Here is a 10,355-nt window from a genome sequence, read left to right on the forward strand (position 1 = left end):
CCCTGGTCTACTGTATAAAACACTGTATAAACGCACAGACTCAATCGCCGGTCCCGCCGCACGACCCAGGGAGGAAATAGGCCATGCTGGTGCAGCTCGCGATCCACGATTACGCCATCGTCGATGACCTGGAACTGGACCTGGGCGGCGGCATGACCGCCATTACCGGGGAGACCGGGGCCGGCAAGTCGATCCTGCTGGGTGCCCTGGGCCTGTGCCTGGGCGAGCGTGCCGATGCCGGCAGCGTGCGCCACGGCGCCGAACGCGCCGACCTCAGTGCCCGCTTCGAGATCGCCGCCCTGCCCGAGGCCCGGGCCTGGCTTGAGGCCCGGGACCTGCCCACCGACGACTGCCTGCTGCGCCGGGTGGTCACCGCCAACGGCCGCTCCAAGGCGTGGATCAATGGCCAGCCCAGCACCGTGACCGACCTGCGCGGCCTCGGCGAGCGCCTGATCCAGGTGCATGGCCAGCACGCCCACCAGGCCTTGCTGCGCGAGGAGACCCACCTCCAGTTGCTGGACGACTTCGCCGGCCAGGCCGGCGCCGCCGCCGAGCTGGCCGAGACCTTCCGGCAGTGGCAGGCCAGCCGCCGACGCCTCAAGCGACTGGCGGAGAGCGGCGAGGAGCTGGCCGCCCGCCGCCAGTTGCTGCGCTACCAGGTGGAGGAACTCGACGCCCTGGCCCTGGCCGAGGGTGAGCTGGAGACCCTGGAGCGGGAGCAGGAGAGCCTGGCCCACGCCGAGGAGAGCCTGCGCGAGGCGCAGTTCGCCGCCCAGTGCTGTGACGATGACGAGGGCGGCGCCCTGGCCATGCTGCACCAGGCGGCCAGCCGCCTGGGCGTGCTGCCGGGCAGCGATCGCGGCGCCCTGGCCGAGGCCCTGGGGCTGCTCGAGGAGGCGCAGATCCAGGTGAGCGAGGCGAGCCGCGAGCTGCAGCGCTTCGCCGAGACCACCGAGCTGGACCCGGAGCGCCTGGCCTGGGTGGATGGTCGCCTGGGCGAGGTGCATCGTATCGCCCGCAAGCATCACTGCCTGCCGGAGGAGCTGACCGAGCTGCATCAACGCCTGGCCGAGGAGCTGAGCGGCCTGGAGGGCGGCGAAGGCGACCTGGAACAGCTCGCCGAGCAGGTGGAGACCCTGGGCGAGCAGTGGCGCCAGCAGGCCAAGGCGCTGTCGAAGGCGCGCCGCGAGGCCGCCGGCCGACTGGCCAAGGCGGTCCAGCAGCAGCTGACCTTCCTGGCCATGGGCAAGGCCCGCTTCGAGGTCCGGGTCGACGACCGGGAGGCCCCCGCCGCCGAGGGCCTGGACCGCATCGCCTTCCTGATCGCCGCCAACCCCGGGCAGCCGCCTCGTCCCCTGGCCAAGGTGGCCTCCGGCGGCGAGCTGTCGCGGATCAGCCTGGCCATCCAGGTGGTGGCGGCCAGCCACTCCACCATCCCCAGCCTGGTCTTCGATGAGGTCGACGTGGGCATCTCCGGGGCCACCGCGGAGATCGTCGGCCAGCTACTCAAGCGCCTGGGCGCCGCCGGTCAGGTGCTGACCGTGACCCACCTGCCCCAGGTGGCCGCCCAGGCCCACCAGCACCTGCATATCGAGAAGCAGGCCAAGCGCGACACCACCCTGACCCGCATGGCGCTGCTGGACGGCGCCGGCCGGGTGCGCGAGCTGGCACGGATGCTCGGCGGGGTGAATCTCTCGGACCAGACCCTGGCCCACGCCCGAGAGATGCTGGACGCCAGCCAGCGCCCGCATCCCCATCACTGAAGCCACACCGCCAAGCCCCGGCCCAAACGCACTCGGCCCCGATCAAGGATCGGGGCCGAGCGATATCAGGGCGAGGCGTTCCGCTTACTTCTTCTGGATGCCTTCCTGACGGGTCGCCTTGGAGCCCTTGGGACGCACATAGAGCACCAGGGCATGGTCGACGAGCTCGAAACCGTGCTCCTCGGCGATCTCCTGCTGACGGCGCTCGATGGTCTCGTCATAGAACTCGATGATCTCGCCGCTCTCCAGGCACACCATGTGGTCATGGTGCTCGTCATGGGAGAGCTCGAAGACGGCGTGGCCGCCATCGAAGTTGTGACGCATCACCAGGCCGGCGGACTCGAACTGGGTCAGCACCCGGTAGACGGTGGCGAGACCCACGTCCTCTCCGGCGTCCAACAGGGCTTTATAGACGTCCTCGGCACTCAGGTGGCGGTCGGTGGAGCTCTCGAGGATCTGCAGGATCTTGACGCGCGGCAGGGTCACCTTGAGCCCGGCCTTGCGCAATTCATGGTTCTGGTCGGCCATGGTTGCTCTTCGCAGTAAGGTGTAGGGTCGGGTATGATCGACCAACTCAACGATAGTGAAGAACAGACGCAAATGCAAAAGCTGATTAAAACAGTCACCCTTTCCGTCGCCCTGACCCTGGTCAGCGGCTGCAGCTATTTCGGCGTCTACAAGCGCGACCTGCCCCAGGGCAACCTGGTGGAACAGAGCGCCGTGGAGCAGCTGCAACCGGGCATGAGCCGCAACCAGGTGCGTCAGTTGATGGGCAGCCCGCTGCTCGAGGCCCCCTTCGACAGCAACCAGTGGGACTATGTCTATCGTCTCGACAAGGCCTATGGCGGCATCGAGCAGCGCCGGGTCACCCTGACCTTCGCCGGGGACCGCCTGGTCGACGTGGCGACCCAAGGGGATCTGTCCGGCGAGCTGCCGCTACCCAGCGCCGAAGGCGCCGGCCCCGCCAGCGAAGGCGGCGAGCCGGGGCAGGCGGTCATGCCCATCCAGTAAGGTCGCTACCCCTCGGCGGCTCGCCGGCGGCGGGCCGCCTTGGGATCGATCAACAGGGGGCGGTAGATCTCGACCCGATCGCCCGCGCGCAGGGCGTGGGCTTCGGGATCTCGAAGTGCCTTGCCGAAGATCCCCAGGGGCGCCGCCTCGAAGGTCTCGGCGGGCAGCTCGGGAAACTGCTCCTGGATCCGCGACAGCCGTACCGCCTGCCGCGGCGTGGTGCCCGGGGCCACGTCCAGGGTGACGATGCGCTGCTTCTCCGGTAGCGCGAAGGCCACCTCCACCGTCAGGGGCTCAGTAGCGGCCATAGAGGTCGTCGGCGCGACGGGTGAAGGAGTCCACCAGCTGGCCGGCCACCTGCTGGAAGAGCCGTCCGAAGGCCATGCCCAGCAGGCGACTGGCGAATTCGAACTCCAGTTCCAGGCTCACCTTGCAGGCATCCTCCCCCATCGGCGTGAACAGCCAGCGCCCCTGCAGGCGGCGAAAGGGCCCATGCACCAGGGAGAGCTCGATGCGCTCCGGGGCATGCAGGTCGTTGCGGGTGGTGAAGCTCTGTTCGATCCCCGCCTTGGCCAGGGTCAGCTCCCCCACCAGGTGAGCGTCGTCCTGCTCGAGCAGCCGGGCACGTCGGCACCCCGGCAGGAACTCCGGATAGCGTTCGAAATCGTTGACCAGATCGAACATGGCCTGGGGGGAATGCCGCACGAGGGCGGACCGATTGACCGTTGGCATCTACCTCTCCGCTGACTTTACAGGGCCCTGGGCGTATCATGAGCGGTTGTTTTCACGAATGGTATCACGCTTGCCCCCGTATCGGAGGGGCCAGCCAACGCTAGATCACGACGCGAGGTTCCATGGCCAAGAAAGGCAAGGGCAAGGGCCCCGGCAGCAATGTCATCGCCCAGAACAAGAAGGCGCGCTTCGAATACCACATTGACGAGACCTTCGAGGCGGGCCTGGTGCTCTCCGGCTGGGAGGTGAAGAGCCTGCGTGCCGGCAAGGGCCAGCTCACCGACACCTATATCCTGGTGCGGCGCGGCGAGGCCTGGCTGATGGGCTGCCATATCACCCCGCTGAACACCGCCAGCACCCACGAGATCGCCGACCCCACGCGGACCCGCAAGCTGCTGCTGCACAAGAAGGAGATCGCCAAGATCTTCTCGCGCACCCAGGACAAGGGCCATACCTGCGTCCCCCTCAAGCTCTACTGGAAGGGCAGCCGGGTGAAGTGCGAGCTGGCCCTGGTGACCGGCAAGAAGCTCCACGACAAGCGGGCCACCGAGAAGGATCGCGACTGGAATCGCCAGAAGAGTCGCATCATGCGGGAACACGCCAAGGCCTAGGCTGTCATAACCTCGGGCAAGCTGATAGAATGCCCAGCTATGGGGGCGACATGGCTTCGACGCCGGTGGCAACCCTTGAGGTGCATGCCGAGAGCGTGATGTATCTCGTAAATCCAACATCACGATTAAATAGTCGCAAACGACGAAAACTACGCTCAGGGCGCGCTGGCAGCTTAAACGCTGTTAGCTTCTTGTCCGGCCCCAACGCGATGTGCCCATTCATCGCCGCGGGGATACGAGCCAAGACTGATGGGATCGCGTCCGGTGGCGTCTTCACGCCGGTCGTTAAACTCTCGAAGAATCGCGCGTCTGGATCCTGCTCGTCGGAGCCAGCCGTGTTAAATCAAAAGACGAAACTAAGCATGTAGAGCTGATAGGCGAGTGCCGGCGGACGCGGGTTCGATCCCCGCCGCCTCCACCACTTGAAGACAGGGCCACCCTCGCGGTGGCCCTTGTCGTTTCTGGCCCCTACGCCCGAGCCCAGTGCGCCTTGAGCCGCTCGCCGAGAACGATACCGCCCCAGGCGCCGAGCAGCCAGAGTGCCACCGAGGCCCCCAGATAGCCCAATGCCATGGACGACAAGCCGGCCTCCCAGAGCCGCAGGGTTTCCAGGCTAAAGAGCGAGAAGGTGGTAAAGCCACCGCAGACGCCGGCCAGCCAGAAGTGCTGGGCCACCGGCGAGAGGCTCCAGCGCCCCGGCACCCGGGCCAGGGTGGCGATCCCTCCCATGGCGAAGGCGCCCAGGCCGTTGGCCAGCAGGGTCGCCCAGGGAAAGGTCGCCCCCCACAGCGCCAGGGCAAGGCCGTAGCGCAGCAAAGCGCCCAGGCCACTGCCCGCCCCCGCCGCCAGATAGAGCCGCCACCTCATAAGACACCACCTAGTCCATGGCCCAGCGCCATGGCGGCCAGCCCCAGCCCCAGGGTCAGTGCCAGGTTGAGCCAGCCCAGGGCGGGGCGGGGTCCGCGCAGCAGGGTCAGGGTCTGGTAGGCGAAGGAGGAGACGGTGGTGAAGCTGCCCAGCAGGCCGACGGCCGCCAGTGCCCAGAACGCGCCTGGCATGACGCCCCGGGCGGCGATCACGCCGAGCGCCAGGGCGCCGAGCAGATTGACCGCGAGGGTCCCCCAAGGAAAGTCGCTGGGCGCACGACGCCCCACCCACTGCCCCAGCCAGACGCGCCCCATGCCCCCCAAGGCGCCACCCAGCACCACCAGCACCATGCCCTGCGCAATGCTCATCCCGACGCTCCCGTCTCCCGAGGAGGCCCCATGCTACTCGCGCCACCAGGGAAAGCGCCACCCGCGGGGGTGGCGAAGGGGGCGCCTCGCTTGCCGAGGAAAGCGGATGAGACCGAGTCCAGGCGCCCGGACAGAAACCGTTAGCCACCGACCGGGTTGTGCCGCCGGACGGGGCACGCCAAGATAGTCAAACGCTCGTCCCGGCGAGCCTTACCGCACCCACCCACGCTTACACATGGAGGCAAGCGTGCCGATACCGCGTCGAATAGGCCTGCTGGCCTGGCTGATGGTCGTGCTGATGACCCTCGGCCTGCCGGCCCTGGCCCAGCAAGAGCCCCCGACCCCCTACGCTACCCTGGCCGACCTGCTGGAAAACGAGCAGAGTCGCGGTGAACTGATTACCCAACTGCGCGAGCTGGCCGGGGGCGAGGGCACCACGGCTGCCGCCGAGGCACCCGCCGCGACCGCCGAGCCTACCCTGGCCCGGCGCCTCGCGGAGACCACCAGCCAGATCGCCGGCGACCTGGGCAACCAGTTCGGCCAAGTGGTAACGACGCTGAGCGACCTGGCCACCGGCCATGCCGAGGCGCCCATCGACATGGGGGCGGTGCTCTCCGCCACCCTCAACCTGGTGCTGGTGATCCTCGCCACCCTGGTACTCTTCTTCGGCTTCCGGCGCCTGGCCCGGGGCGGCTTCACCCGCATCAGCCAGTGGTCCCAGGCCGGCAGCGGCCTGACCCCGGTGCTGCGTCTGATGGTCGCGGTGGCGGTGGCCGCGGCCCTCGATGTGCTGGTGGTGGCCCTGGCCTACCTGGGCGGCAACCTGATCGCCACCTTCCTGATCGGCGAGGCCGGCGAGCTCTCCACCCGGGCCTCGCTGTTCCTCAACGCCTTCCTGGTGATCGAGCTGCTCAAGGCGGCCCTGCGCATGCTCTTCGCCTCCCGCTATGAAGGGCTGCGCCTGCTGCCGATCTCCGCCGCCGAGGCCTCCTACTGGAATCGCTGGATCGCCCGACTGATCGGCCTGGCGGGCTACGGCCTGCTGGTGGCGGTGCCGCTGATCAACGTCTACCTGGCGCCGGCCCTGGGCCAGGCCTTCGGCACCCTGATCATGCTCGGCGCCTTCGTCTATGCGGTGGCGGTGGTGCTCAAGAACCGCATCAAGCTGCGCGACGCCCTCGAGGCGGCCGCGGAGCGCTCCAGCTTCGCCGCCACCCGGATCTCCCTGGGGCTCTTCGCCCGCACCTGGCATCTCCTGGCGATCCTCTATTTCGTGGTGGTGGTGCTGCTGACCCTGCTGCGCCCGGAGGATGCCCTGCCCTTCGTGCTGATCGCCACCCTCAAGACCCTGGTGATCGCCGGGCTCGGCATGCTGCTCTCCAGCCTGCTGACCCAGACCATCGGTCGCCATATCACCCTCTCGGAGGAGTTGCGCCACAAGCTGCCGCTGCTCGAGGCCCGCCTCAACGCCTATGTGCCCAACGCCCTGCGGGCGATACGCGCGGTGATCCTGGTGGCGGTGATCCTGCTGGTGCTGAATGCCTGGGGCGCCTTCGACCTGGCCGCCTGGTACGCCTCCGAGGCGGGCCGTACCCTGACGGGACGCCTGATCAGCGTGGCGGTGATCCTCACCGTGGCCGCCGGCGTCTGGCTGGCCCTGGCGAGCCTGATCGAGCACCGCCTCAACCCGGAGACCGGCAGCGGCGAGCCCTCGGCCCGCGCCAAGACCCTGCTGGCCCTGTTCCGCAATGCGCTGGCCATCGCCCTGATCACCATCACCGTGATGATCGTGCTGGCCGAGATCGGCATCAATATCGGCCCGCTGATCGCCGGTGCCGGTGTGCTGGGCCTGGCCATCGGTTTCGGTGCCCAGAAGCTGGTGCAGGACATCATCACCGGCATCTTCATCCAGGTGGAGAACGCCATGAATACCGGTGACGTGGTCACGGTGGGCGGCATCACCGGTACCGCCGAGCGCCTGAGCATCCGCTCGGTGGGCATCCGCGACCTCAACGGTACCTACCATATCGTGCCCTTCTCCAGCGTCGACACCGTCTCCAACTACATGCGCGAGTTCGGCTACCACGTGGGCGAGTACGGCATCGCCTATCGGGAGAGCATCGACGAGGCGATCGTGGTGCTGCGCGAGGCCTTCGACGAGCTGGCGGCCAGCGAGGATCACCGCATGAATATCCTCGCTCCCCTGGAGGTCTCCGGGGTCACCGGCCTCGGCGACAGCTCGGTGAACATCCGCGTGCGCATCAAGACCACCCCGGGCACCCAGTGGGCCACCGGCCGCGCCTTCAACCGCCTGGTCAAGATCCACTTCGACGCCAAGGGCATCGAGATTCCCTTCCCGCACACCACCCTCTACTTCGGGGTCGGCAAGGAGGGCGAGGCGCCACCGGCCAACCTGCGCCTGATGAAGCAGAATTTCGATATCGATGGCCGCCCCGGCGGCCAGCCCAGCGCCGACCAGGCTCGGCTCGGGGAGCACGACCCTCGGGCCAGGCCCAACCCCAAGCCGGGGGAGGACTACGACGACGACTAGGGCTCTGGCCTGCCAGAACGCCACGGGGGCGGCCGAAAGGCCGCCCCCGTGGCGTTTACGGATGCGCAGGCGTCGTTAGTGGGTGGTCACCAGCATCAGCACGCTCAGCACGGCGGAGACCCACATGGCCGGCTTGATCTCCTCCAGGCGCCCGGTGGCCAGCTTGATCAGCACGAAGCTGAGGAAGCCGAAGGCGATCCCCAAGGTGATGGAGTAGGTGAGCGGCATCAGGATGATCGCCAGGAAGGCCGGGAAGGCCTGATCATAGCGGGTCCAGTCGATCTTGGTGATCGGCGCCAGCATGAACAGCCCCACCAGCACCAGGGCCGGCGCCGTGGCGATGCCCGGCACCAGCGAGAGCAGCGGCGACAGGAACAGGAAGGGCAGGAACAGCAGGGCGATGGTTACCGCCACCAGGCCGGTGCGCCCGCCCTGGGCCACGCCGGCGCCGGACTCGATAAAGGTCTGGGCGGCGCTGGTGCCCAGCGGGGCGGCGATCATCGAGGCGAAGGCGTCCACGGTCATGGAGCGCTTGAGGTTGCGCGGGTTGCCGTCCTTGTCCTTGAGGTCGGCGGACTCGGAGAGCGCCATGAAGCAGGAGAGGGCGTCGAAGAAGTTGGTGAACAGCATCACGAAGATGAACGGCAGGTAGGCCACCTTGAGGGCCCCCAGGATATCCACCTGCATGACGGCGCTGAAGTCGGGCCAGGCGGCCAGGCCGGCCCACTGCACGATCACCTCCTCGCCCCACAGCCGTCCCATGGGCAATGCCAGTAGGGTGGTCACGGCGATCCCCAGGATCAGGGCGCCGCTCATGCGCAGGATCACCAGGATGGCGGTGGCCATCATGCCCAGGAAGAAGGTGATCAGCATGGGATCCATGCTGCCCAGGGAGACCAGGGTCGCCGGGTTGGAGACGATGAAGCCGGCGTTCTTGAAGCCGATAAAGGTGATGAAGAGGCCGATGCCGCAGGTGATGGCATAGCGCAGCGAGGCGGGAATCGCCTCGATGATCGCCTTGCGTACATTGAAGACCGCCAGCAGCGCGAACAGCACCCCGGACCAGAAGACGCAGCCCAGGGCCACCTCCCAGGAGAGGCCGGCGCCATGCACCAGGGTATAGGTGAAGAGGGCGTTCATGCCCATGCCCGGGGCCACCAGGATGGGGTTGCGGGCATAGAGCCCCATGGCCAGGCTGCTCATGAAGCTGATCAGCACGGTGGCGGAGAGGGCCGCGGAGAAGGGGATGCCGGCATCCGAGAGGATCGCCGGATTGACCACGATGATATACATGGACGCCAGGAAGGTGGCGATGCCGGCGAGGATCTCGGTACGCAGGGTGGAGCCGCGCCGAGTCACGCCGAAGTAGGTGTCCAGCCAGGGGGCCGAGGCGGCAGCCGGGGCCCCCTCCTCGTGGGTCGCCTCGTCACGGGCGGTGGAGCTCTGAGTCATTGTCATGGCCTCTTTGTTCTTGGGATGGCAGAGGAACTGACCAATCGGTCAACACGCCCAGCCTAGCCAGTGTTGACCAAACGGACAAGTCACCATCCTGATAGGGAGTATCCGCCAGACAAATACCCCCGCCGGGAAGCAGCCCACCCCTATATAACTTATTACTCTAATATATTGATTCCATATTCAAGATTTGGCTAACTCGGGGCTCCCTGTTACCAATGGAGCCATCCGACATGCCCCCTTCTTCCCTCGGTGCCGTCCTGCTGGGCGGCCTGCTCTTCGCCACCCCCGCCCTGGCGGTCACCGCCACCGAATTCGATGCCCGCCTGACCCAGGCGGAGGTCGAGGCCGCCCAGCAGGCCTGGGGCGAGGCCCTGGTGCAGATTGCCACCCGCTATGAAGAGGAAGGCCTCGAGGCGGCCCGGGAGTTCGCCGGCGAGGTCCTCGATGCGGCCTATGGCTATGACCTGGGCCCCGTGCTGTTCAAGCCGACCCTGGCCGGCGCCCCGCACAACTTCCGCACCACCCGAGACGGCGCCCTGGCCTACTTCGTCGGCCATGATGCGGCCTACCCGGATGATGCCGGCTTCGCCCTCAAGCCGTGGCGCAGCGTGGAGATCGACAATGCGGCCATCACGATCAGCGGCGACATGGCCATCACCCAGGGCAGCGTGCGCATGACCGACAGCAGCGGCGCCGAGACGGTGGTCGACAAGAGCTGGGCCTTCCAGCGGGACGCCCAGGGCGATCTGCGTATCGTGCTGCACCACTCCTCGCTGCCCTACCCGGGCGAATAAGTCCCCCCCGCGACGCGGCCAGCCCGCGTCACCCCCACCTATCCTGCCGGAAGAAAAAAGGGCGCCCGCAGGCGCCCAGGAGAGCAAAGCGAATAGGCGGGATCAGTCGTCCCGATCGCTGGGCTGGGGCAGCGCCGGCAGCGACTTGTCGAGCAGCTCGACGCTCTGGCGGCCTGATAGAGAGTACGGCTGGCTCCGTA

The 10,355-nt window shown here is 67.5% G+C and carries 11 protein-coding genes and 1 other RNA gene; 6 read left to right on the forward strand and 6 right to left on the reverse strand.

The annotated features are described in order from the left end of the window. Positions 1–83: 83 nt before the first annotated feature. Complete coding sequence (gene recN, locus IHD13_RS13835; RefSeq protein ID WP_195861623.1) at positions 84–1,763, forward strand: DNA repair protein RecN; 1,680 nt, start codon at positions 84–86, stop codon at positions 1,761–1,763. An 84-nt stretch (positions 1,764–1,847) separates the two neighbouring features. On the opposite strand, the gene fur is transcribed toward recN, so the two are convergent. Then, positions 1,848–2,291, reverse strand: coding sequence for a ferric iron uptake transcriptional regulator (fur, locus tag IHD13_RS13840; RefSeq protein ID WP_195861624.1), 444 nt, complete (start codon positions 2,289–2,291; stop codon positions 1,848–1,850). A gap of 72 nt (positions 2,292–2,363) precedes the next feature. Here fur and IHD13_RS13845 point away from each other — a divergent pair, with 72 nt between their 5' ends. Beyond that, a complete protein-coding gene (locus IHD13_RS13845; protein WP_195861625.1) occupies positions 2,364–2,774 on the forward strand; it encodes an outer membrane protein assembly factor BamE in 411 nt (136 codons plus the stop codon). Positions 2,775–2,779: 5 nt separating this feature from the next. Here IHD13_RS13845 and IHD13_RS13850 read toward each other — a convergent pair whose 3' ends face one another. Continuing rightward, a complete protein-coding gene (locus IHD13_RS13850; protein WP_195861626.1) occupies positions 2,780–3,082 on the reverse strand; it encodes an RnfH family protein in 303 nt (100 codons plus the stop codon). Beyond that, the gene (locus IHD13_RS13855; protein ID WP_195861627.1) at positions 3,069–3,506 is read right to left on the reverse strand and encodes a type II toxin-antitoxin system RatA family toxin; all 438 of its coding nucleotides are present in this window, start codon (positions 3,504–3,506) and stop codon (positions 3,069–3,071) included. Before IHD13_RS13855 ends, IHD13_RS13850 begins: the two co-directional genes overlap by 14 nt. Before the next feature lie 122 nt (positions 3,507–3,628). Here IHD13_RS13855 and smpB point away from each other — a divergent pair, with 122 nt between their 5' ends. Then, on the forward strand, positions 3,629–4,117 hold the full coding sequence (gene smpB, locus IHD13_RS13860; RefSeq protein WP_195861628.1) for an SsrA-binding protein SmpB: 489 nt from the start codon (positions 3,629–3,631) through the stop codon (positions 4,115–4,117). Between the two features lie 41 nt (positions 4,118–4,158). Then, positions 4,159–4,538, forward strand: a transfer-messenger RNA (tmRNA) gene (gene ssrA / locus IHD13_RS13865). A gap of 47 nt (positions 4,539–4,585) precedes the next feature. Here the strand turns inward: ssrA and IHD13_RS13870 are convergent. Continuing rightward, a complete protein-coding gene (locus IHD13_RS13870; protein WP_195861629.1) occupies positions 4,586–4,984 on the reverse strand; it encodes a fluoride efflux transporter FluC in 399 nt (132 codons plus the stop codon). After that, positions 4,981–5,352 (reverse strand): fluoride efflux transporter FluC, encoded by a 372-nt coding sequence (locus IHD13_RS13875; protein ID WP_195861630.1) that lies wholly within the window; start codon positions 5,350–5,352, stop codon positions 4,981–4,983. Before IHD13_RS13875 ends, IHD13_RS13870 begins: the two co-directional genes overlap by 4 nt. Positions 5,353–5,587: 235 nt before the next feature. Here IHD13_RS13875 and ybiO point away from each other — a divergent pair, with 235 nt between their 5' ends. Beyond that, positions 5,588–7,903: a mechanosensitive channel protein gene (gene ybiO / locus IHD13_RS13880; RefSeq protein ID WP_195861631.1), complete on the forward strand. Its 2,316-nt coding sequence runs from the start codon at positions 5,588–5,590 to the stop codon at positions 7,901–7,903. Positions 7,904–7,978: 75 nt separating this feature from the next. Here the strand turns inward: ybiO and IHD13_RS13885 are convergent, their stop codons facing one another. After that, a complete protein-coding gene (locus IHD13_RS13885) occupies positions 7,979–9,355 on the reverse strand; it encodes an NCS2 family permease (protein WP_195861635.1) in 1,377 nt (458 codons plus the stop codon). A 236-nt stretch (positions 9,356–9,591) separates the two neighbouring features. On the opposite strand from IHD13_RS13885, the gene IHD13_RS13890 reads away from it, so the two are divergent. After that, positions 9,592–10,155 carry a phosphoribosyl-AMP cyclohydrolase gene (locus tag IHD13_RS13890; RefSeq protein WP_195861632.1) on the forward strand — a complete coding sequence of 188 codons (564 nt, stop codon included), beginning with the start codon at positions 9,592–9,594 and terminating at the stop codon, positions 10,153–10,155. Positions 10,156–10,355: the final 200 nt, after the last annotated feature.

The sequence above is a fragment of the Halomonas sp. 328 genome, from assembly GCF_015645095.1.
Classification (GTDB): domain Bacteria; phylum Pseudomonadota; class Gammaproteobacteria; order Pseudomonadales; family Halomonadaceae; genus Bisbaumannia.

Excerpts from the sequence above, each read along its gene's own strand:
- IHD13_RS13875 (WP_195861630.1), bottom strand. The coding sequence starts at position 5,352 with ATGAGCATTGCGCAGGGCATGGTGCTGGTGGTGCTGGGTGGCGCCTTG.
- recN (WP_195861623.1), top strand. The coding sequence starts at position 84 with ATGCTGGTGCAGCTCGCGATCCACGATTACGCCATCGTCGATGACCTG.
- ybiO (WP_195861631.1), top strand. The coding sequence starts at position 5,588 with ATGGAGGCAAGCGTGCCGATACCGCGTCGAATAGGCCTGCTGGCCTGG.
- IHD13_RS13885 (WP_195861635.1), bottom strand. The coding sequence starts at position 9,355 with ATGACTCAGAGCTCCACCGCCCGTGACGAGGCGACCCACGAGGAGGGG.
- IHD13_RS13890 (WP_195861632.1), top strand. The coding sequence starts at position 9,592 with ATGCCCCCTTCTTCCCTCGGTGCCGTCCTGCTGGGCGGCCTGCTCTTC.
- smpB (WP_195861628.1), top strand. The coding sequence starts at position 3,629 with ATGGCCAAGAAAGGCAAGGGCAAGGGCCCCGGCAGCAATGTCATCGCC.
- IHD13_RS13855 (WP_195861627.1), bottom strand. The coding sequence starts at position 3,506 with ATGCCAACGGTCAATCGGTCCGCCCTCGTGCGGCATTCCCCCCAGGCC.
- fur (WP_195861624.1), bottom strand. The coding sequence starts at position 2,291 with ATGGCCGACCAGAACCATGAATTGCGCAAGGCCGGGCTCAAGGTGACC.
- IHD13_RS13850 (WP_195861626.1), bottom strand. The coding sequence starts at position 3,082 with ATGGCCGCTACTGAGCCCCTGACGGTGGAGGTGGCCTTCGCGCTACCG.
- IHD13_RS13845 (WP_195861625.1), top strand. The coding sequence starts at position 2,364 with ATGCAAAAGCTGATTAAAACAGTCACCCTTTCCGTCGCCCTGACCCTG.
- IHD13_RS13870 (WP_195861629.1), bottom strand. The coding sequence starts at position 4,984 with ATGAGGTGGCGGCTCTATCTGGCGGCGGGGGCGGGCAGTGGCCTGGGC.